The following is a 20,031-nucleotide window of genomic DNA, read 5'->3' as shown; positions in this document are numbered from 1 at the left end:
CCGGCTCTCAGTCCTGCGTGACGCGAACCGGGGTTCCGGCTGTGACCCGCAGCAGTTCGGGGTAGGTCGTCGGGAACACGGTGTGCGCATGGCCCGCGGCGGCCCACACGGTCTCGTACTTCGCGAGCGAGACGTCGACGAACGTGCGCACCGGCTCGGGATGCCCGACCGGGGCAACCCCGCCGATCACCTGCCCGGTGGCCTGCTTCACGACCTCTTTCGACGCCCGCTCGAGCGTGCCCTCGAGCCGCTGCCCGAGCCAGGCCGTGTCGACGCGGTGCTCCCCCGAGGTGAGCACGAGAACGGGTTCGCCGTCGAGGGTGAACACGAGCGAGTTGGCGATGGCGCCGACCTCGGTGCCGATCGCCTCCGCCGCGGCCTGCGCGGTCGGGGTGGCGACCTCGAACCAGGTGATCTCGGGCTCGAGGCCGTGAGCGGCCAGGGCGGTGCGAACGCGGTCCACGGCGGGATGATCGGTGTTCACCATGACCGCCAGCCTAGGGTGGTCCCATGAGTGTTGATGCCCACGCCGTCGTGAAAGGCCTCGCCGGAGCGCCGGCTCCCGTCATCGCCGACGACGCCTTCGTCGCCGCGGGCGCCGTCATCGTCGGAGACGTGCGCCTGCAGGAGCGCTCGAGCGTCTGGTACAACGCGGTGCTGCGGGCCGAGGCGGAGCCGATCACGCTCGGCACCGCGTCGAACCTGCAGGACGGCGTGCTCTGTCACGTCGACGAGGGCTACCCGCTCGCGATCGGTGCCGGAGTCTCGGTCGGCCACGGTGCGGTGCTGCACGGCTGCACCATCGAGGACGACTGCCTCATCGGCATGTCGGCCACCGTGCTGAACGGTGCGGTCATCGGGTCGGGCTCTCTCGTCGCGGCCGGAGCCGTCGTGCTCGAGGGCACCGTCGTGCCCCCGGGTTCACTCGTTGCCGGAGTTCCGGCCAAGGTGCGCCGCGCCCTGACGGAGGACGAGCGGGCCGGCATCCGGCGCAACGCCGAGCACTACCTCGTCCACGCCGCCGAGCACTCCGCCTGAGAGCCGGCGCCGCACGGCGCGCATCCGGCGCAGCGTCCACCGTGTCGGCACGGCGATGACGAGTGCCAGTGCGCCGAGCACGCTCGCGTCCTCCGGCCCGAGCATGCGCTTGCGGTCCCACGCACGCCGCAGCGCACCGCCGGTGCGATTGTGCCGTTGCGGCGAGAGCTCGAGGGGACGGATGTCCCGGCGCAGCACGAGTTGTTCGAGGCGGGTGACCCAGTCGTCGTCGGCGGTGCCGTGGAAGTAGTTCTCGGCGAGCCATGCGGGGTCGGGATGCCGGTAGTCGCCGGCGATGAGCGCCTCGGCTCCCCCGAAGAGTCCGCTTCCGACGAAGACGGTGTTGATGAGAGCGGGCGAGACGCCGAACGCATCCAGAAGCAGCACGGGGATCTCGCGCTGGATCGCCTCGAGGGCGGCTGTCGAGCTGATCGTGACGAGGGCGAGCGCCCGGGAGAGGTGGTCGGCCATCGGCCCGTCCTCCACGAGGAGGTTGGGCGGCAGGCTGCCGATCTCGCTCGCGTACTCGGGGGCGTGCAGCAGCTCGGCGAGGCTGTACTCCTCGAAGTGCGTCTGCGCCTCGCCGGCCAGCGCCCGCACCTTGAGCACGATGCGGTGCTGCGGCTGGGCGCGCGCGGCCTGCACGAGCCAGCCCAGCAGCTGCACGCGTTCCTCGAGGGTGCGCGGAACCATGGCCTGCGCCGCGAACACCACGGAGTCCCGAGCGGCCGGCGAAGCGCCCGTGCCCGACCCTTCGAGGAAGGGCAGCGTCGCGAGGCCGAAGACCGTGTTCACCGGCATCGTCGCCGCGTTGGCGGCGAAGTCGCGCACCTCGCGCCGGCTGTGCAGCACGACCAGGTCGACCTGCTCGCGGTAGATGACGGCCTTGCGCGCCGCCGGAATAGTGATGCCGGGGAATCCACTGAGAAGCACCGGCCGGTTCGGCAGGGTGCCGATGACGCGCACCACCACCCGCACCATCGGTCCACGAAGGGCCAGCAGCACGGCATCCGGCCGTTCGGAGGCCACCACTGCGGCGAGCTCGTCGATGCCCGCGACGCGCACCTCATCGGGCGTGAAGCGGGTGCCGCGCAGCGCGAACGCCAACTGCCGTGCGCTGGGCAGCACCGGAGAGCGCACGATGACGAGCCGGGCATCCCAGTCGGCCGGCAGCCGCGTCGCGAGCGCCGCGCCCCACTTGACGTAGGAGTCGGAGTCCGCGATGACGACGAGGCTGCGGCGCATCACGTCACAGCGCCGGAACGCGGCGCAGCTTGGCCTTCGGCGCCTCTTCGCCCGGGAAGACGCGTTTGACGCCGTCGCCGAGCGCCTCGCTGATGATGCGGATGTCGCGGATGAGGTGCTCGAAGCCCTGCGGCTCGAGCGAGGCGGCCTGGTCGCTTCCCCACATCGTGCGATCGAGGGTGATGTGGCGTTCGACGCTCACCGCGCCCAGTGCGACGGCGGCGAGTGAGATCTGCAGGCCGCGCTCGTGACCCGAGTAGCCGATAGGCACCTCGGGATAGCGCCACTGCAGGCTCGGGATCATGCGGATGTTGGCCTCCTCCGCCGGCATCGGGTAGCTCGAGGTGGCGTGCATCATCACGAGGCGCTCCGTGCCGAGCGTCTCCACCGCGGCATCGATCTCCTCCAGGGTCGACATGCCGGTCGACAGGATGATCGGCTTGCCCGTGTCGCGCAGCGCACGCAGCAGCTCGAGATCGGTCACGGATGCGGAGGCGACCTTGTGCGCCACGACGTCGAGCTCCTCGAGGAACGCCACCGACGGAACGTCCCACGGAGACGCGAACCAGTCCAGGCCGCGCCGGGTGGCGTGCCGGCCGATCTCGAGGTACTCGTCGCGACCGAACTCCACCCTGCGGCGGTAGTCGAGGTAGCTCATCGTGCCCCACGGCGTCTCGCGCGGAACGTCTTTCATGTGCTCGGGCGTCGCGAGTTCGGGGGTGCGCTTCTGGAACTTCACGGCCTGGGCACCAGCGTCGGCTGCGACGTCGATGAGCTGCTTGGCGATCTCGACATCGCCGTTGTGGTTGAGGCCGATCTCGCCGATGACGTAGACCGGCTCCCCCGAGCCGATCAGCGACTGGCCGATGCGTACTGCCATGAGTCCTCCTGGGTTGATGCGGGTTCTCCCGCGGTGGCGTCGACGCCGAGGATGAGTTCGGCCAGCTCGCGCACGGCCCCCTCACCTCCACGTCGGGAGAGGGTGATGCGGGCGGCCGTCCGCACGGCCGGGTGCGCGTCGGCGACGGCGACGGGCCAGCCCACGATCCGCAGGCAGGGAAGGTCGGCGAGGTCGTTGCCGAGGTAGGCGATGCGGTCGAGGGCGACGCCGGTGCTCTGGGCCCACGCCCGCAACGCGCTCGCCTTGTCGTGCACGCCGTGCAGGCACTCCACCTGCAGCTTGGCTGCTCGCGCCGCGACGACCGGGTTCGTCTCGGCCGAGAGGATCAGGATGGGCATGCCCGTCTCGCGCAGCATCCGCACGCCGTGCCCGTCGCTGCGGCTCACGCGTACGGACTCGGTGCCGTCCTGCTGGAGCACCGCCGTGTCGTCGGTGTGCACTCCGTCGAAGTCGGTGACGAGCGCGTCGACGTCGACCCGGCGCTCGCCGCTGGACTGCGCCGTCGCGGCAAGCACGCGTGCCTGGTCGAGGTCTGCTGCGTCGTCGATCTCGATGGCGTGCGCGGCCGAGACGAGCTGCACGCCGATGCGCCCGGCGAATCGGCCGCCGCTGCGGCGCAGAAGTATGGTGCGCATGACGTAGAAGGCACCGGTCTCGCGGTACTCCGGTTCGCGGTCCTGGCGGCGCTGGCGCACGGCGGAGTCGTGGTTCACTCCCGTGACGCCGCCCTCCCCCGCCCGCCACAGGAAGACATGGCTGGGAGCAGCGGAGAGCACGGAGTCCACCTCCCCGTCGCGCACGCGCGCCACCGCGGCGTCGAGGTCGGCCGGGTCGATGAAGGGCGAGGTCGCCTGCACGAGGATCGTCACGTCGGGATCGACGCCGAGCTCATCGAGGGCGTGCAGCACGGCCGACTCCGAGCTCGCCGTGTCGCCCGCCAGGTGGGGCGGGCGATCCACCACCAGCGCGCCCGCCTGCCGTGCGAGCTGCGCAATGGCCGGTGAGTCGGTCGAGACGACCACGACGTCGACGGATGCCGCCGCGCGGGCCGCCTGCACGGCGCGGGCGACGAGCGGGATGCCGCCCACCCGCTCGAGGTTCTTGCGCGGCAGGCCCTTCGAACCGCCCCGCGCCGGGATCACGGCGACGACGTTCGGTGCGACTCGAAGAGACTGCGCGTCGGGCATGGCCAGACGATATGCGCAGCCGGTGACCGCGAGGTGTTCCCGACGTGAACGAACGGGGCGGGCGGCCTGTCTCCCTACGCCCGCGCCTCGGCCGCCGTCACGACGTTGGCCAGAAGGAGGGCGCGCGTCATCGGTCCGACGCCGCCGGGATTGGGCGAGAGGTGGCCGGCGACCTCGGCTACGCCGGGATGCACGTCTCCGGTGACCTTGGCCTTGCCCGTCTCCGGATTGACGACGCGGGTCACGCCGACATCGAGCACCGCGGCGCCGGGCTTCACCCAGTCCGGCTGGATGAGATGCGGCTGCCCGACGGCCGCGACCACGATGTCGGCCCGGCGCACCTCGGCCGCGAGGTCGACGGTGCGGGAATGCGTGAGGGTGACCGTGGCATCCACGCCCTTGCGGGTGAAGAGCAGCCCGAGCGGGCGACCGACCGTCAGGCCGCGACCGACCACGGTCACGTGCCGGCCGCGGGTCGGAACGTCGTAGCGTCGCAGCAACTCGACGATGCCCGCGGGCGTGCAGGGCAGCGGCGAGTGCAGCTCGCCGTCCACCCCGAGCACGAGCCGCCCGAGGTTCGTCGGATGCAGGCCATCGGCATCCTTGTCGGGGTCGATGAGCTCGAGCATGGCGTGCTCGTCGATGCCGACGGGAAGCGGGAGCTGCACGATGTACCCAGTGACCTCCGGCGCGGTATTCAGGGCGGCGATGGCGGATCGCACGTCGGCCTCGCTCGCCGAGGCGGGCAGGTCGATGCGGATGGAGGCGATGCCCACTTCGGCGCAGTCCCGATGCTTTCCGGCGACATAGGCCTGCGATCCGGGGTCGTCGCCGACGAGCAGCGTGCCGAGGCCGGGGACGATGCCGCGCTCGCGCAGCAGGCTGACGCGCTCGGTCAGTTCACCTTTGATGGCGGCGGCGGTCGCCGTGCCATCCAAGCGGATGGCCGTCATTACTGCTGCAGTCCGGGGTAGAGCGGGAAGCGCGCGGTGAGCGCCTGCACCCGCTGGCGCAGGCCGGCGACGTCGGCACCCGGCTTGAGGGTCTCGGCGACGATGTCGGCGACCTCGGTGAACTCCTCATCGCCGAAGCCGCGCGTGGCGAGGGCGGGCGTTCCGATGCGCAGGCCGCTCGTGACCATCGGGGGGCGCGGGTCGAACGGCACCGCGTTGCGGTTCACGGTGATGAGCACATCGTGCAGCAGGTCTTCGGCCTGTTGGCCGTTCAGTTCAGAGGTGCGCAGGTCGGCGAGCACGAGGTGCACGTCGGTGCCGCCGGTGAGCACGTCGACACCGACGGCGCGGGTGTCATCGGCGGTCAGGCGGGCGGCCAGGATCTGCGCGCCCCGGATGGTGCGGGCCTGCCGGTCGGCGAACTCCTCGGATGCGGCGATCTTGAACGCGGTGGCCTTGGCGGCGATCACGTGCATGAGCGGGCCGCCCTGCTGGCCCGGGAAGACGTTGGAGTTCAGCTTCTTGGCCAGCTCCGTGTCCCGGGCCACGATGAAGCCGGAGCGCGGACCGCCGATGGTCTTGTGCACGGTCGAGGAGACCACGTCGGCGTAGGGCACGGGCGAGGGGTGCAGTCCAGCGGCGACGAGGCCGGCGAAGTGCGCCATGTCGACCCAGAGGCGAGCGCCCACCTCGTCGGCGATCGCCCGGAACGCCGCGAAGTCGAGGTGACGAGGGTAGGCCGACCAACCGGCGATGATCACCTGGGGGCGGTGCTCGAGTGCCTTGTCGCGCACGACGTCCATGTCGACGAGGAAGGTCTCGGGGTCGACGCCGTAGCTGACGGCGTTGTAGAGCTTGCCCGAGAAGTTGAGCTTCATGCCGTGGGTGAGGTGTCCGCCGTGGGCGAGCTCGAGGCCGAGGATGGTGTCGCCGGGCGTGGCGATGGCCGAGAGCACGGCCGCGTTCGCCTGGGCGCCGGAGTGCGGCTGCACGTTCGCGTACTCGGCGCCGAACAGGCTCTTGGCGCGGGCGATGGCGAGCTCTTCGGCGATGTCGACGAACTCGCATCCGCCGTAGTACCGCCGGCCGGGGTAGCCCTCGGCGTACTTGTTGGTGAGCACGGAACCCTGCGACTGCAGCACCGAGACGGGAACGAAGTTTTCGCTCGCGATCATCTCGAGGTAGTCGCGCTGCCGGCCGAGCTCGAGCTCGAGCACCTGCGCGATCTCAGGATCCACCTCGGCGAGCGGAGCGTTGAACACGGACTGGGACGTGGCGGTGTCTGACACTGGCGTCTCCTCACGGAATCGGCGACAAGGGATGTACGAGTCGTGGCCCAGGCGAACGGCCACCAACCGATTCATGTATCGCTCCCCGATGGTCACCCATCCGAACGCCAGTCGCGACGGCACGATCATACCAAGGATCGGGCTCTTGCGGGTTAGTTAGGGCGCCTGACATACTCGCGGAACACCCATCACCGAGGGGAGTGCCGTGCGACGTGGCATCGGAATCGCCGTCGTGGCCGCCGTGGCGGTGCTCGCCGGCTGCACGGCCGCTCCCCCGTCGAACGAGGAGTCGGCCGTGCCGCAGATCGTGCCACAGCCCGTGAGCCTCAAGACGACGGATGCCGCGCCGTTCGAACTCGTCGCGCGCAGCCGGCTCGTCGCCTCGGGCGACGGCGCCGCGGCGGTGGCAGAGCAGGTCGCCGGCTGGTTCCGGGTCTCGACGGGATTTCCCCTCGACGTCGTCGAGGCGGATGCGGCGAGCGCCTCCGGCGACGACGTGGTGCTCGCGGTCGCGCCCGGTTCGGCGCCGGCCGGGCACGAGCAGGAGGGGTACACGCTCGCCGTATCGGGCGAGGGAGCCGGCGCCCGCATCTCGGCCGACACCGCCGAGGGCCTGTTCCGTGGCGCACAGACCCTGCGCCAGCTCTTCGATCCGCTGATCGACTCGCGGGCACAGGTCGAGCAGCGCTGGAGGGCTCCCGCCGTCGCCATCGAGGACTACCCCCGCTTCGCCTACCGTGGCGCATCGCTCGACGTCGCCAGGCACTTCTTCGGGGTCGACGACGTCGAGCGCTATCTCGACGACATCGCCCTCGCGAAGGTGAACCACCTGCACCTGCACCTCACCGACGACCAGGGCTGGCGCATCCAGATCGAGAGCTGGCCGAACCTGACCGCAGCCGGGTCTGCCACGGAGGTCGGTGGCGGCACGGGCGGCTTCTACACACAGGCGGACTATGCGCGGATCGTCGCCTACGCCGCGGAGCGGTTCATCACGATCGTGCCCGAGATCGACCTGCCCGGCCACACCAACGCCGCCCTCGCGAGCTACCCGGAGCTGAACTGCGACGGCGTGGCACCCGAGCCGTACACCGGCACGGAGGTCGGCTTCTCATCGCTGTGCATCGACAAGCCGATCACCTACCGGTTCGTCGCCGACGTGGTGCGCGAGCTCGCCGCGATCACCCCTGGCCCCTACCTGCACCTCGGCGGCGACGAGTCGCTCTCGACGCCGCGCGAGGACTTCGTGCGCTTTCTCGAGCGGGTCACCAGGGAGGCCGCGGATGCGACGGGCAAGACGATCATCGGCTGGCACGAGATGGGAGCCGCGACCGGGTTGCCACGCGGCACCATCGGCCAGTACTGGGGATACGTGCATCCGCAGGTGGGCTTCGCCGAGGAGACCCTGAGCTTCGTCCGGAGCGGCGGCAGCATCATCATGTCGCCGGCCGACGTGGCCTACCTCGACATGGTCTACGACGACGACACCCGCTGGGGCCTCTCCTGGGCCAACGGCGCGACCCCCGTGAGCGAGTCGAGCGACTGGGATCCGGCCGAGATCATCGACGGCATCGGCGACGCGCAACTGCTCGGGGTCGAGGCGCCGATCTGGACCGAGACGCTCACATCCATGGACCAGGTCGAGTTCATGGCGTTCCCCCGGCTGGCGAACATCGCCGAGATCGGCTGGTCCGCGCGCTCCGACCGGGACTGGCAGCGGGTCGCGCCGCGACTCGTGGCGTTCTGCGCCCGACTGACGGCGCTCGGTATCGGCTTCTACCGGTCGCCGGACATGCCCTGGAGTCGCTGAGATGGCACAGGGCTTCCTCAGCGACCTGTTGCGCCCGCACAGCGGTGAAGACGCGCGTCGCGTCACCTTCGTCGAGCTGTTCTTCGACCTCGTCTTCGTCTTCGCCGTCACCCAGATCTCCCACACGCTCATCGCCCACCCCGACCTGCCGCGGTTCGTCGAGGTGCTGATCCTCACCTGCGCGGTCTGGTGGGCATGGATCGACACCGCCTGGATCACGAACTGGCTGAACCCGGAGCGGGGCGCCGTGCGCGGCATGCTCATCGTGCTCATGCTCTTCGGCCTGCTCCTCTCCAGCGCCATCCCCGACTCCTTCGGGGAGAAGGGCGCCCTGTTCGCGATCGCCTTCGTCGCCATGCAGCTCACCCGAACCTCATTCACGCTCTACGCGTTCGCCGAGCAGCGCCAGTCCGAGAACACCCTCAACGTGCTGCGCATCTTGACCTGGTACGTGGTCTCGGGCTGCCTGTGGCTCTGGGGCGGCTTCGCCCCCGAGCAGCAGCGCATCGGGATCTGGCTCCTCGCGCTCGTGTTCGAGTTCGCCGGCCCGGCCGCGCGCTTCTGGTTGCCGCGAATCGGCCGCTCCCCGCTGGAGACCTGGCAGGTCTCGGGGGCTCACATCGCCGAGCGCGTCGGACTGTTCTTCATCATCGCGCTCGGCGAATCGATCATCGTGACGGGCTCGGTGTTCTCCGAGCAGCCGATCGGGTGGCTGAGCACCGCCTCCCTGCTGGCCGCCTTCGCGGGCACGGTGCTGCTGTGGCTGCTCTACTTCACCCACGGCGAGCGCAGCGGCAGCGACTACATCGCCGCGACCGATCGCAGCGGCAGCGTCGCCCGCGCCACGTACACGTACGTGCCCATCCTCATGGTGGTCGGCATCGTGCTGAGCGCGGTCGGCGACGACCTCGTGCTGGCCCACCCCCTCGGGCACGAGGGAGCCACCCCGCTGTCGACCGCCGTGATCATCACCGGTGGCGGCGCCGTCTACCTTCTGGGCCTGACCATCTTCAAGAGGTCGATCGGCGGCCCCTGGCTGCTCACGCACGTCGTCGGCATCCTGGCACTGGTGACGGTCGGCCTGCTCTTCCCCCTGCTCACGCCGTTGGCTCTCACCTGGCTCGTCAATCTCGTACTGCTCGCCGTGGTGGCCGTCGACGAATGGCGCTTCCGCCGTGGACGGGCTGCCTCATCCGAACCCCTCGCGGCCGACGGCGACACCGACGATGTGAGCGTGGGCTGAGCGCGCCTACTTCACGCTGCCCGCCGTCAGGCCGCCGACCAGTCGCTTCTCGATGAGCATGAACAGGATGACGACCGGGATGATGGCCACGACCGATACCCCGAAGACGTACTGCCAACTCGTCTCGTACTGACCGACGAACTTGGTCAGCGCAACCGAGAGGGGCTGGTTGCCGGCCGTCTGGAGGATCACGAGGGATGCGGCGAACTCGTTCCAGCAGGCCACGAACGTGAACACGATGGCCGTGACGATGCCCGGCCACACGAGCGGGAGCGTGATGCGGAACAGCACCGTGAGGCGGCCCGCGCCATCGATCTGGGCGGCCTCGTCGACCTCCTTCGGCACGCCGGCGAAGAAGGAGTGCATGATCCAGATCGCGAACGAGAGGTTGAAGGCGGCATTGATGAGGATCATCGCCGCCCAGGTGTCGATGAGGTCGAGCGCAAGGAACTGCCGGAAGAGCCCGGAGGTGAGCACCGCGGGCTGCAGCATCTGCGTGACGATCACGAGGAACAGGAAGACCATGCGCCCGGGGAAGCGGAACCGGGCCGTGTAGTAGGCCGCGGGGAGCGAGACCACCATCACGAGCAGCGTGGCGAAGACCGCGATGACGATCGTCGAGATGAGGTTCTGCACGAGAGGCGTCTCGGGCGTCGACCACATCGTGACGTAGTTCTCCCAGTGCCACTCCTTGGGGAAGTAGGTGGGATCGACCGAACGGATCTGCGCCTTCGTCTTGACCGAGCCGAACAGCATGATCGTGTACGGCAGAAGGAAGACGAGCGCCACGATGAGCCCGGCGAGCATGCGCAGCACCACGCGTCCGATCGGCACCTGGTCGGCGGTGTACCGACGCTTGCGGCCGGAGGCAGACGGCTGCGAGATGGTCTCGAAGGCGGGGGCGGTGACCGACATCGCTCAGACCTCCCGCATCGGCTTGACGACGCGAACGTAGACGGCGACGATCACGATCACGATCACGAAGGCCACGACCGAGAGCGCGCTCGCCACGTCGACCTTGTGCTGGTTCTGGATGTACTTGAAGATCAGCGTCATGATCGTGTCGGCGTCATAGCCCGGGATGGAGCCGGTCATGACACGCAGGATCGGCAGCGAGTTGAAGACGTTGATGATGTTGATCAGTACCGCCACCGAGAGGGCACCGCGCAGCTGGGGAAGCACGACGCTGAAGTAGGTGCGCGCTGGGCCGGCGCCGTCCATCTTGGCCGCCTCGAGCACGTCGCCCGGCACCGTCGCGAGGCCCGCGAGGATCGTGTACGTCGTGAAGGGAAGCGACACGAAGACCGCCACCACGATCGCCCACGCGAACGCCGTTCCGGGATTGCGCGTCCAGCCGTAGCCCTCCGGGGTGTCGACGAGTCCGACGTCGACGAGGAACTTGTTGATGATGCCGAAGTACGGCTCGAGCCCGTAGTAGACGACGAGCGTCGTCATGACCACGGATGCCGCCCACGGGATGATGACGATCAGGCGCACGATGCGTCGGCCGGGGAAGGCCTTGTCGAGGATCTGGGCGAGCCCGAGCGAGATGAGCACGGTCGCACCGACCACGACCACGACCCAGACGATGGTGCGCAGCAGGATCGGCCAGAAGTAGGGGAACGAGAAGACCTCGACGTAGTTCGCCCATCCCGCTGAGCCCTTGTCGACGCCCGAGAGGGCGATGTCGCGGGTGGAGTTGTAGAACATGACGCCGGCCGGGAACAGCACGACGCCGAAGATGAGGATGAGGGCGGGGCCGATCCAGGGCAGTGAGGAGAGCAGTGCCCGGCCGCCCGGCCGCGGGCGCCGGCTCGGCTGCCCGTTGCGGGACCCGGGACGGGGGCGGCCCTTGGCCGCCCCCGTCCGGATCGATGAGGACGTGGTCGTGGAGCTCATGGTCGTGTTCTCACCGATCTTTTCGTGTCTTTCCCGCTGTCGTTCCCGTCAGGGATGGCTCAGCCGGCGTCGGCCTGCGCCTGCACCTCGGTGAGCACGTCCTGGGCGCTCTTGGTCTGGATCTGACCGAACAGCGCCTTGAACGCGGCATCCGTCGCCGACCACTTCGCGTTCGTGGAGGGGTAGAACTTGGCGTCGGGCAGAACATCGAGGAACGGCTTCAGCGATTCCTCGCCACCGAGCTTGTCGGCGCCGGACTTCGTGGTGGGCAGGAAGCCCTCGGCCTTGACCCACGGCACGTAGACGTCGGCGGAGTAGAAGTAGTCGAAGAACTTCGTGATCGCCTCCTTCTTGTCGCCGTCGTTCTTGAAGGCCATGAGCTGGTCGGCGACGCCCAGGGTGAACGGCTTTCCGTCCTTCGTGGGGATCGGCACGATCGAGTAGTCCAGGCTCGGGTTGTTCTCCTTGATCTGGCCGACGGTCGGCGGCAGGCCGACCTGCATGCCGATCTTGCCCTGGATGAAGATGTCCATCAGCGGCGAGCGGTTGGTGGATCCAGGGTCGGACTGGGTCGCGCCGGCGTCGATCATCTTCTTGATCTGCTCGGCACCGGCAAGGTTCGACGGGTCGTCCACGGTGATCTTCGACGCGTCGCCGAAGGATCCCCCGCCGCCCCACAGCCACACGGCCGCCTCGGCCTGCGCTTCCTCCGAACCCAGCGGCATGCCGTAGCCGGCGATGCCGTTGCCGAGCTTGGAGACCTTGGTCGCGGCATCGAGCAGCTCGTCCCAGTTCTTCGGGGCCTCGGCGACGCCGGCCTGCTTCAGCAGGTCGTTGTTGACGAAGAGCGCCCGCGCGGAGGCGATGAACGGCAGCGCGTAGGCGGTGTCGTCGAGCTGCTCGTTCTTCAGGAAGGAGTCCTGGAAGTCGGAGTAGGTGTCGGGCGAGGTCACATCCTTCGCCTTGTACAGCAGGTCATCGGATGCGAAGCCGGCGAACGGGCCGCCGTTGTAGATGTCGGGGGCCTCACCGCCCTGCACCTTGGTGCTGATGACGCTCTCGAGGTTGTCCCACGACTGCACCTCGAGCTTGACCTTGATGTCGGAGTTGGCCTTCTCGAAGCCCTTGATCACGGTCTCCCAGAGGCCCTGGGTCTGGTCGGAGTAGCTCGGGACCAGCAGGTTGAGCGTCGTCTTTCCGCCGGCCGAGTCATCCGATCCCCCGCCGCCGAAGCCGCAGGAGGAGAGGACCAGTGCCGCCGAGGCCGCGACGGCCACCGCTGCGCCGATGCGCAGGGATTTCTTCATGATGCTTCCTCACTCTTGGTGGTGACGCACGTAGGCGATGAAAACCTCTGCGCGACGGTGCGTATGTTCTTCACGAGAGGCACTCAGATCGTGCCGGAGTGCTGTTTCATGAATGTTTCGGTAGGTAAACAATCAACATCATTCACCCGCCTGACAAAATGTAAAGCGACGGCGCCCAGGCGTCAAGACTTCACCCGCTGTTGGCGAACCGTATTTGTAAAGATTCCTCGCAAACTATCAGCGCGTCAACCCTGTCGGCTAAATGATCCCCACTTTGATCGATAGACAGTGTTCAGCGTCATCTGCAATCATTGGTGCATCACCCATCGTCTGGAGACCCTGTGTCCGATCGCCCGTCTGCCCCCGCTTCCGAATTCATGGCCGCGGAACTCGCCTCCCAGCCCGAGACCTGGGCCCAGGCCGCGGCCCTCGTCGACGAGCAGAAGGCGCTTCCCCGCGACGGGCAGCGCGTGGCGGTTATCGGCTGCGGCACCTCGTGGTTCATCGCCCAGTCCTACGCGTGGCTGCGCGAGGCGGGAGGCCACGGCGAGACCGACGCCTTCGCCGCATCCGAGGCCTTCGTCGACCGCGGCTATGACGCCGTGCTCGCCCTGACACGGTCGGGAACGACCACCGAGGTGCTGCGGCTCGTCGAGCGCCTCGCCGGTACCGTGCACACGATCGGCGTGATCGGAGACCCGACGTCGCCGCTCGTCGACCTCGTCGACGAGGCGATCACCCTGCCGTTCGCCGACGAGCGCTCCGTCGTGCAGACCCGGTTCGCGACGACCGCACTCGCCCTGTTCCGTGCCTCGCTCGGTGAGGACCTCGACGGCGCGATCGCCGACGCACGCACCGCCCTCGCCGAGGAACTGGATGCCGGGCTCGTCGATGCCGAGCAGTACTCCTTCCTCGGGCGCGGCTGGACCGTCGGCCTGGCGCACGAGGCGGCCCTCAAGATGCGCGAGGCCTCCCAGAGCTGGACGGAGTCCTACCCCGCGATGGAGTACCGGCACGGCCCGATCGCGATCGCTGCGCCGGGTCGCGTCACCTGGCACCTCGGCGAGGCCCCCGACGGCCTGCAGGCGGAGGTCGAGGAGACCGGCGCCCGGTTCGAGGCCGGAGCACTGGACCCCCTGGCCGAGCTCGTCCGCGTGCAGCGGGTCGCCCTCGCCCGGGCGCGCGCCCGCGGCCTGAATCCCGACGCTCCCCGCAACCTCACGCGCTCCGTCATCCTCGGGGCATGAGCGCCGACCGCGCCGGCGTCGAACTCGGACCGGGGCCGGCGGTTCTCGCCTTCGACATCGGCGGCACCGACACGAAGTCGGCTCTCATCGACGAGCACGGCCGGATGCTGGGTTCACGCCGCACTCCGACCCCGCTCGACTCCGACGACCCCGCAGGAGCCGTGGTCGCCGGGCTCAGCCGCATCGCCGCCGCCTACGCCGCCGAGTTCCCCGGCATCCGGCCGGAAGCCGCCGGCGTCAGCGTTCCCGGCCTTGTCGACGAGCGTCTGGGCGTCGGGGTCTTCAGCTCGAACCTGGGCTGGCGGGATGCGCCCATCCGTGCTCTCGCGGAAGAGGCGCTGCGGCTGCCGGTGGCCTTCGGGCACGACGTGCGGGCAGCCGGCACGGCGGAGCACCGCCTCGGCGCTGCCCGCGATGTCTCGAACGTGCTCGTGCTGGCGATCGGAACCGGCATCGCCGGAGCCCTCATCCTCGACGGGCGGCCCTACACGGGCGGCGGCTTCGCGGGAGAGATCGGCCACATGCTCGCCGACCCCCTGGGCGAACCCTGCCCGTGCGGGGCGACCGGATGCCTGGAGATGATCGCCTCCGCCGGAGCGATCGCCCGGCACTACAGTGCGGCGACCGGACGCTCCGTCCTCGGCGCCCGGGAGGTTCTCGCCGCAGCGGAATCGGGCGACCCGCAGGCCGTCCGCATCTGGGACGAGGCCATGCGAGCCCTTGCCGAGGGACTGGCCCGTGTCGTCGCGGTGATCGCCCCCGAGACGGTCGTCATCGGCGGAGGCCTCTCGCTCGCCGGCCCGGCCCTGTTCGACCCGGTGGCCTCGCGCCTGGATGCGTTGCTGAGCTTCCACCGGCGCCCGCGACTCGTGAGCGCGCAACTCGGCGAGGACGCCGGCCTGCTCGGAACGGCGCTGTCCGCGCGCGCGATCGACGAAGCAGCGAGCACGGGGAGGCGATCATGATCCTCACCGTGACGCCGAACCCCGCACTCGATCTCACGTGGCGGGTGGAGCGGCTCGTTCCCGCACGCACCCACCGGGTTCCGGCCGGGTCGGCCCGGGCCGGCGGAAAGGGCATCAACGTGGCCAGGGTGCTCCACGACGAGGGCTACGACGTGCTCGCCCTCGCTCCCTCTCGAGCAGAGGACCCCTTCGCCCTCGATCTCATCCACGACGGGCCGCCCTGCCACCTCACTCCGGCCGCACGATCCGTTCGGCGCAGCGTGGCGATCGTGGACACGGGGAGCGGAGCCGCGACCGTGCTCAACGAGACCGGGGAGTCGTTGCAGGAGCACGAGGCGAGCGCGTTGCTGGCCGCGGCGATCCGGCTCGGCCGCGATGCGACGGTCGTGGCCGTCTGCGGAAGCCTCCCCGAGGGACTCTCGGCCCTGTCGCTCGGGAAACTCGTCGAGGAGCTGACAGAGACCGGGGTTCCGGTCATCGTCGACACGAGCGGCCCCGGGCTTCTCGCCGCCGCGAGGGCGGGGGCGTTCGCGCTGAAGCCGAACCACGAGGAGCTCGCGGCGGCGACGGGCCTCTCGGATCCCCTCGCCGGTGCCCGGACGCTACTCGACGCGGGCGCACGGATCGTCGTCGTCTCACTCGGCGAGGACGGGCTCGTGGTGCTCTCGCAGGGAGGCGACCGCATCCGCGCCCGCCTTCCGCAGCCCCTCCATGGCAACCCGACGGGGGCCGGGGATGCCGTGGTCGCCGCGCTCGCCATGACGATCGCAGGCAATCCCGACCTCGACGCCGCAGGCGCCGACGGCCAGGGCGCCCGCGAGCGGCTGGCACGCCGGGCGACCGCCTGGTCGGCCTCCGCCGTACTGGCCCCGCTGGCCGGATCACTGCATGCCGACTGGAGCGCCATCGAGGCCACCGTCATCATCGAGCGCGAGGAGGAGAGTCCGTGACCCTCACGCCCACCGGGACGTTGCTCGACAGCGCCGCGGCCGCCGGATCGGGACTCGGCGCCTTCAACGTGGTGCACCTCGAGACCGCCGAGGCGATCGCCCGTGCGGCGGAACAGGCCGGCCTGCCCGTCGTGCTGCAGCTTTCGGAGAACTGCGTGCGCTACCACGGCTCGTTCACGCCGATCGCGCGGGGCATGCTCGCCGTGGCCGAGGAGTCGAGCGCCGCCATCGCCGTGCATCTGGACCATGCCGAAGACCCGGAACTGGCCTACCGCGCCATCGACGCGGGCTTCGGATCGGTGATGTACGACGGCTCCACGCTCGAATTCGGGGCGAACGTGGCAACGACACGTCGTGTCGTCGCGTACGCGGCATCCGCCGGTGCGGCGGTCGAGGCCGAGCTGGGCCGTATCGGGGGCAAGCAGGGCGCCCACGCGCCGGGTGTGCGCACCGACCCCGACGAGGCCGCCCGCTTCGTCGCCGAGACCGGCGTGGACGCCCTCGCCGTCGCCGTCGGCTCCTCCCACGCGATGCGCGAGCGGGATGCCGAACTCGACCTCGCGCTCGTGGCACGCCTCCGAGCCGCCGTTCCCGTTCCGCTCGTGCTCCACGGGTCTTCCGGCGTGCCCGACGAGACGATCGTGCGCGGCATCCGCGCGGGCCTCACCAAGGTCAACGTCTCGACGCACCTCAACGCGACCTTCACCGCGGCGGTGCGGCGCGCGCTCGACGAGCGCCCGCAGGTCGTGGACTCCCGGCTCTACATCGGCGAGGGGCGGGATGCCCTCGCCGGCGAGGCCGCCCGGATGCTGCGCCTCTTCGCCACCTCAGAACAGGAGAACCCCGCATGAACCGCGCCGAGCGACTGAGCGCCGTGCTCGACCTCATCGCCGAGAGCGGTCAGGTCGATGTCGACGCGATCGTCACCCGGCTCGCGGTCTCGCCGGCCACGGCCCGCCGCGACCTCGACGCCCTCGCTGAGCAGCAACTGCTCACCCGCACCCGCGGCGGCGCCGTCGCGCACTCGGTGGCCTACGACCTGCCCATCCGGTACAAAAACCAGCAGAACGCGGAGGCCAAGGCCGCCATCGCCCGCGCGGCGAGCGCGATGGTTCCGCGCGGTGCCGTGATCGGGTTGTGCGGCGGCACCACCTCCACCGCCATCGCGGACGCCCTCATGGGCCGCGCCGATATCATGGAGCCGGCGCACGATCCCGGCCTCACCGTCGTCACGAACGCCCTGAACATCGCGATGCAGCTCGCCATGAGACCCCAGATCAAGACCGTCGTCACCGGCGGCGTGGTGCACGCGCGCTCCTACGAGCTCGTCGGGTCGTATGCGGATGCCGTGGTCGGCAGCATCACGCTCGACCTCGTCTTCATCGGCGTCAACGGCGTCGACCCCATCGTCGGCCCCACCTCCCACGACGAGCGGGAGGCGGCGGTGGACGCACTCATGGCGACGCGGGCGACGCACGCCGTGATCGTCGCCGATTCCTCCAAGATCGACAAGCGGGCGTTCGCCGCGATCGGACCGCGCCGCCTGTTCGCGACGATCATCACCGACTCCGGCGCGACGCGCGAGCAGCGTCACCGCCTCGAGGAGGCCGGCTACGAGGTGATCGTCGCCGGCTGAGCCGGCGCGGACCGGCGTCGGGAGGTGATCGCGACGATCGCGAACGCTACGACGACGATGCCCGCGTACACCCACGGCAACGAGGCGAGCCCGAGAGTGTCGTAGAGCACGGCGCCCACGAGGGCGCCGCCGCCGATCCCGGCGTTGAAGGCCGTCGTGTAGAACGCGCTCGCGGTATCGCGGATGCGGGCCGATGCAGCGTGCAGCAGCCGGGTCTGCAGCAGCGGCGGAAGCATTCCGAAGGCGACGTTCCAGACGATGAAGGCCAGCAGGCTCGGCACCGGCAGGCCGGCGAGCATCCCGATCCCGGCGACGGCCACGATGACCGTGCCGAGCGCGCAGAGCAGTCCGCGGGTGGGGTGCCGCCCGAACAGCCAGCCGGCGAGCAGCAGTCCCGCCGCTCCGGCGACGCCGGCCGCGAACAGCAGCGGGCTGATCGCCGCCGCTTCGACACCGCCGAGCTGGATCGCGTACGGGGCGATGTAGGTGTAGAAGGCGTAGTGGCCGATCATCGTGATGGCGGTCACGACGCACACCACGACGACGGCGGGGATGGTGGGATCGCAGCGCACGGGGATGGCGGCCGTGTCGACGCCGACGGCCGGTCGCGTGACGGCCGGTAGGAACCGCCAGACGAGCGCCGCCGCCGCGACCGTGAGGGCGCCGACGATGAGGAAGGCGGTGCGCCAGCCGACCGCGTGCCCGAGCGCGGTCGCGAGCGGAACGCCGAAGACGAACGCGAGCGTGCCGCCGCCCAGGGCGATCGAGACGGCGCGCGCGATGTGCTCCTTCGACACGAGGTAACCGGCGTAGGCGCCGACGACCGAGAAGAACAGGCCGTGCGCGAGGCCGCCCACGACCCGGCAGGCGATGACGACGGCGTAGTTCGGGGCCGACGCCGTGGCGACGTTCGCGAGTCCGAGCACGATGACGGCGACCACCAGCAGGGCGTGCCGCGGCATCCGTGCGGTGAGGGCGGTCAGCGGCGCGCTCGTGGCGACGACCGTGAAGGCGAACACGGTCACGAGGATGCCGACGAGCGGCTCGCTGACGCCGAGGTCGCCGCTCATGTCGGGCAGCAGGCCCGTCGGCAGCATCTCGCCGGTGACGGCGAGGAAGACGGCGGCGGCGAGCACGATGAGTCCGAGCCAGGGGAAGCGCGTCTCTGCGCGCGCGGAAGTGGAGGCGGTCGTGGACAAGTTTCGTCTCTCCGACAGGCGTTCCCCGCCGCGGGAGAGGCAGGCGGGTCGACTACGCGCTCGTGTGCGCGCCCAGGGCCGGGCATGACGCCGGGCCGCAGCCAGTTTAGCGAAGCATCGGGGTTGTAGCCTGTGCGGATGGAATTCGATGCCGCCCAGCCGCACGCCGCGACCCAGCATCACTGGGTGATCACGGTTTCCTGCGCCGATACGCCCGGAATCGTGCACGCCCTCAGCGGGGCGATCGTGGCGGCCCGCGGCAACATCACCGAGAGCCAGCAGTTCTCCAGCGCCGACACGGGGCGCTTCTTCATCCGGCTGCAGGTGGAGTCCCCGGCGGGCCGCGACGAATTCGAGGCGGCGCTCACGCCGGTCATCGATCGCTACGACATGAGCTGGCACCTCGACCTCGTCGGTCGCCGGCTGCGCACGCTCGTGCTCGCCTCAACCGCGGCGCACTGCGTCAACGACCTGCTCTTCCGCCAGCACGCCGGCCAGCTCCCCGTCGAGATCCCGCTCGTACTCTCCAACCACGGCACGCTGCGCGACCTCGTCGACTTCTACGGTGTTCCGTTCGAGTCGCTTCCGGTGACGGATGCCGCCTCCAAGGCCGCGTTCGAGGCGCGCGTGCTCGCCGCCGTCGAGGAACACGACATCGAGCTGGTGGTGCTCGCCCGCTACATGCAGATCCTCACGCCGGAGCTGTGCGCGCGGCTCGAGGGGCGGGCCATCAACATCCACCACTCCTTCCTGCCCGGATTCAAGGGCGCGAACCCGTACAAGCAGGCCCACGAGCGCGGGGTCAAGCTCATCGGCGCGACGGCGCACTTCGTCACGAGCGACCTCGACGAGGGACCGATCATCGAGCAGAACGTCGTGCGGGTCGACCACACGCGCACTCCGTCCGACCTCGTGGCGATCGGCCAGGACGAGGAGAGCCGCACGCTTCGACAGGCGGTGCGCTGGTTCGCCGAGCGCCGCATCCTGCTCGACGGGGTGCGCACGATCATCTTCCGCTGAGGTGCGGGCGGCGAGCACCTTTCGCGCTCCCTGAGCCTGTCGAAGGGCCGCGACCCAGCGCCCGCACCGACGCTTCGACACGCTCAGCGCGCAGCGCGAACGACCCAGCCACCGTTCCCTGAGCCTGTCGAAGGGCCGCGAC

At 69.9% G+C, this 20,031-nt stretch carries 19 protein-coding genes and 1 riboswitch; of the genes, 9 read left to right on the top strand and 10 right to left on the bottom strand.

Annotation, left to right across the window (positions count from 1 at the left end):
- Positions 1-7 precede the first annotated feature (7 nt).
- Complete coding sequence (locus WDJ51_RS03410) at positions 8-487, bottom strand: YbaK/EbsC family protein (RefSeq protein ID WP_337851029.1); 480 nt, start codon at positions 485-487, stop codon at positions 8-10.
- A 23-nt stretch (positions 488-510) separates the two neighbouring features.
- Between WDJ51_RS03410 and WDJ51_RS03405 the strand changes: the two genes are divergently transcribed.
- Complete coding sequence (locus tag WDJ51_RS03405) at positions 511-1,038, top strand: gamma carbonic anhydrase family protein (RefSeq protein WP_337851028.1); 528 nt, start codon at positions 511-513, stop codon at positions 1,036-1,038.
- Here WDJ51_RS03405 and WDJ51_RS03400 read toward each other — a convergent pair.
- From WDJ51_RS03400 to glyA, 5 genes are all read right to left on the bottom strand, one after another.
- Positions 922-2,283, bottom strand: a complete 1,362-nt coding sequence (locus WDJ51_RS03400) for a DUF6716 putative glycosyltransferase (RefSeq protein WP_337851087.1) — start codon at positions 2,281-2,283, stop codon at positions 922-924. The two genes, WDJ51_RS03405 and WDJ51_RS03400, sit on opposite strands and share 117 nt — an antisense overlap.
- Positions 2,284-2,287: 4 nt before the next feature.
- The gene (locus tag WDJ51_RS03395; protein WP_337851027.1) at positions 2,288-3,163 is read right to left on the bottom strand and encodes an N-acetylneuraminate synthase family protein; all 876 of its coding nucleotides are present in this window, start codon (positions 3,161-3,163) and stop codon (positions 2,288-2,290) included.
- Positions 3,136-4,371 (bottom strand): acylneuraminate cytidylyltransferase, encoded by a 1,236-nt coding sequence (locus WDJ51_RS03390; protein ID WP_337851026.1) that lies wholly within the window; start codon positions 4,369-4,371, stop codon positions 3,136-3,138. The genes WDJ51_RS03395 and WDJ51_RS03390 overlap by 28 nt, the downstream gene beginning before the upstream one ends.
- Positions 4,372-4,445: 74 nt before the next feature.
- Positions 4,446-5,324: a bifunctional methylenetetrahydrofolate dehydrogenase/methenyltetrahydrofolate cyclohydrolase gene (locus tag WDJ51_RS03385; protein ID WP_337851025.1), complete on the bottom strand. Its 879-nt coding sequence runs from the start codon at positions 5,322-5,324 to the stop codon at positions 4,446-4,448.
- Entirely contained in the window at positions 5,324-6,613 is a 1,290-nt protein-coding gene (gene glyA, locus WDJ51_RS03380; RefSeq protein ID WP_337851024.1) for a serine hydroxymethyltransferase, read from the bottom strand. The genes WDJ51_RS03385 and glyA overlap by 1 nt, the downstream gene beginning before the upstream one ends.
- 38 nt (positions 6,614-6,651) lie before the next feature.
- Positions 6,652-6,738: riboswitch (ZMP/ZTP riboswitch) on the bottom strand.
- An 80-nt stretch (positions 6,739-6,818) separates the two neighbouring features.
- On the opposite strand from glyA, the gene WDJ51_RS03375 reads away from it, so the two are divergent.
- Together WDJ51_RS03375 and WDJ51_RS03370 are read left to right on the top strand one after the other, a co-directional pair.
- Complete coding sequence (locus WDJ51_RS03375; protein ID WP_337851023.1) at positions 6,819-8,423, top strand: beta-N-acetylhexosaminidase; 1,605 nt, start codon at positions 6,819-6,821, stop codon at positions 8,421-8,423.
- Between the two features lies 1 nt (position 8,424).
- The gene (locus tag WDJ51_RS03370; RefSeq protein ID WP_337851022.1) at positions 8,425-9,666 is read left to right on the top strand and encodes a low temperature requirement protein A; all 1,242 of its coding nucleotides are present in this window, start codon (positions 8,425-8,427) and stop codon (positions 9,664-9,666) included.
- A 6-nt stretch (positions 9,667-9,672) separates the two neighbouring features.
- Here the strand turns inward: WDJ51_RS03370 and WDJ51_RS03365 are convergent, their stop codons facing one another.
- Genes WDJ51_RS03365 through WDJ51_RS03355 form a run of 3 tightly spaced genes read right to left on the bottom strand, consistent with a single transcriptional unit; the run spans position 9,673 to position 12,872 of the window.
- On the bottom strand, positions 9,673-10,581 hold the full coding sequence (locus tag WDJ51_RS03365) for a carbohydrate ABC transporter permease (protein WP_337851021.1): 909 nt from the start codon (positions 10,579-10,581) through the stop codon (positions 9,673-9,675).
- Positions 10,582-10,584: 3 nt separating this feature from the next.
- Entirely contained in the window at positions 10,585-11,565 is a 981-nt protein-coding gene (locus tag WDJ51_RS03360) for a carbohydrate ABC transporter permease (RefSeq protein WP_337851020.1), read from the bottom strand.
- Positions 11,566-11,624: 59 nt separating this feature from the next.
- The gene (locus tag WDJ51_RS03355; protein ID WP_337851019.1) at positions 11,625-12,872 is read right to left on the bottom strand and encodes an extracellular solute-binding protein; all 1,248 of its coding nucleotides are present in this window, start codon (positions 12,870-12,872) and stop codon (positions 11,625-11,627) included.
- A gap of 377 nt (positions 12,873-13,249) precedes the next feature.
- Here WDJ51_RS03355 and WDJ51_RS03350 point away from each other — a divergent pair, with 377 nt between their 5' ends.
- Genes WDJ51_RS03350 through WDJ51_RS03330 form a run of 5 tightly spaced genes read left to right on the top strand, consistent with a single transcriptional unit; the run spans position 13,250 to position 17,670 of the window.
- Positions 13,250-14,119 carry an SIS domain-containing protein gene (locus WDJ51_RS03350; RefSeq protein ID WP_337851018.1) on the top strand — a complete coding sequence of 290 codons (870 nt, stop codon included), beginning with the start codon at positions 13,250-13,252 and terminating at the stop codon, positions 14,117-14,119.
- Positions 14,116-15,084: an ROK family protein gene (locus tag WDJ51_RS03345; protein ID WP_337851017.1), complete on the top strand. Its 969-nt coding sequence runs from the start codon at positions 14,116-14,118 to the stop codon at positions 15,082-15,084. Before WDJ51_RS03350 ends, WDJ51_RS03345 begins: the two co-directional genes overlap by 4 nt.
- Complete coding sequence (locus WDJ51_RS03340; RefSeq protein ID WP_337851016.1) at positions 15,081-16,034, top strand: 1-phosphofructokinase family hexose kinase; 954 nt, start codon at positions 15,081-15,083, stop codon at positions 16,032-16,034. The genes WDJ51_RS03345 and WDJ51_RS03340 overlap by 4 nt, the downstream gene beginning before the upstream one ends.
- Entirely contained in the window at positions 16,031-16,885 is an 855-nt protein-coding gene (locus tag WDJ51_RS03335) for a class II fructose-bisphosphate aldolase (protein ID WP_337851015.1), read from the top strand. Before WDJ51_RS03340 ends, WDJ51_RS03335 begins: the two co-directional genes overlap by 4 nt.
- Complete coding sequence (locus WDJ51_RS03330; RefSeq protein WP_337851014.1) at positions 16,882-17,670, top strand: DeoR/GlpR family DNA-binding transcription regulator; 789 nt, start codon at positions 16,882-16,884, stop codon at positions 17,668-17,670. The genes WDJ51_RS03335 and WDJ51_RS03330 overlap by 4 nt, the downstream gene beginning before the upstream one ends.
- Here the strand turns inward: WDJ51_RS03330 and WDJ51_RS03325 are convergent.
- Positions 17,646-18,869, bottom strand: a complete 1,224-nt coding sequence (locus WDJ51_RS03325; RefSeq protein ID WP_337851013.1) for an MFS transporter — start codon at positions 18,867-18,869, stop codon at positions 17,646-17,648. The genes WDJ51_RS03330 and WDJ51_RS03325 overlap by 25 nt on opposite strands.
- Before the next feature lie 138 nt (positions 18,870-19,007).
- On the opposite strand from WDJ51_RS03325, the gene purU reads away from it, so the two are divergent.
- Positions 19,008-19,889 (top strand): formyltetrahydrofolate deformylase, encoded by an 882-nt coding sequence (gene purU, locus WDJ51_RS03320; RefSeq protein WP_337851012.1) that lies wholly within the window; start codon positions 19,008-19,010, stop codon positions 19,887-19,889.
- Positions 19,890-20,031 lie beyond the last annotated feature (142 nt).

This window comes from Rathayibacter sp. YIM 133350 (assembly GCF_037404875.1).
In the GTDB taxonomy this organism is placed as follows: Bacteria; Actinomycetota; Actinomycetes; order Actinomycetales; family Microbacteriaceae; genus Orlajensenia.
This window is presented reverse-complemented; position numbering and strand designations above follow the sequence as displayed.

What these genes read in the sequence shown, in the direction of transcription:
- WDJ51_RS03410 (WP_337851029.1), bottom strand. Translation starts at nt 487, where the DNA reads ATGGTGAACACCGATCATCCCGCCGTGGACCGCGTTCGCACCGCCCTG.
- WDJ51_RS03370 (WP_337851022.1), top strand. Translation starts at nt 8,425, where the DNA reads ATGGCACAGGGCTTCCTCAGCGACCTGTTGCGCCCGCACAGCGGTGAA.
- WDJ51_RS03350 (WP_337851018.1), top strand. Translation starts at nt 13,250, where the DNA reads ATGGCCGCGGAACTCGCCTCCCAGCCCGAGACCTGGGCCCAGGCCGCG.
- WDJ51_RS03385 (WP_337851025.1), bottom strand. Translation starts at nt 5,324, where the DNA reads ATGACGGCCATCCGCTTGGATGGCACGGCGACCGCCGCCGCCATCAAA.
- WDJ51_RS03400 (WP_337851087.1), bottom strand. Translation starts at nt 2,283, where the DNA reads ATGCGCCGCAGCCTCGTCGTCATCGCGGACTCCGACTCCTACGTCAAG.
- WDJ51_RS03345 (WP_337851017.1), top strand. Translation starts at nt 14,116, where the DNA reads ATGAGCGCCGACCGCGCCGGCGTCGAACTCGGACCGGGGCCGGCGGTT.
- WDJ51_RS03405 (WP_337851028.1), top strand. Translation starts at nt 511, where the DNA reads ATGAGTGTTGATGCCCACGCCGTCGTGAAAGGCCTCGCCGGAGCGCCG.
- WDJ51_RS03340 (WP_337851016.1), top strand. Translation starts at nt 15,081, where the DNA reads ATGATCCTCACCGTGACGCCGAACCCCGCACTCGATCTCACGTGGCGG.
- WDJ51_RS03365 (WP_337851021.1), bottom strand. Translation starts at nt 10,581, where the DNA reads ATGTCGGTCACCGCCCCCGCCTTCGAGACCATCTCGCAGCCGTCTGCC.
- WDJ51_RS03395 (WP_337851027.1), bottom strand. Translation starts at nt 3,163, where the DNA reads ATGGCAGTACGCATCGGCCAGTCGCTGATCGGCTCGGGGGAGCCGGTC.
- WDJ51_RS03355 (WP_337851019.1), bottom strand. Translation starts at nt 12,872, where the DNA reads ATGAAGAAATCCCTGCGCATCGGCGCAGCGGTGGCCGTCGCGGCCTCG.
- purU (WP_337851012.1), top strand. Translation starts at nt 19,008, where the DNA reads ATGGAATTCGATGCCGCCCAGCCGCACGCCGCGACCCAGCATCACTGG.
- WDJ51_RS03360 (WP_337851020.1), bottom strand. Translation starts at nt 11,565, where the DNA reads ATGAGCTCCACGACCACGTCCTCATCGATCCGGACGGGGGCGGCCAAG.
- WDJ51_RS03330 (WP_337851014.1), top strand. Translation starts at nt 16,882, where the DNA reads ATGAACCGCGCCGAGCGACTGAGCGCCGTGCTCGACCTCATCGCCGAG.
- WDJ51_RS03390 (WP_337851026.1), bottom strand. Translation starts at nt 4,371, where the DNA reads ATGCCCGACGCGCAGTCTCTTCGAGTCGCACCGAACGTCGTCGCCGTG.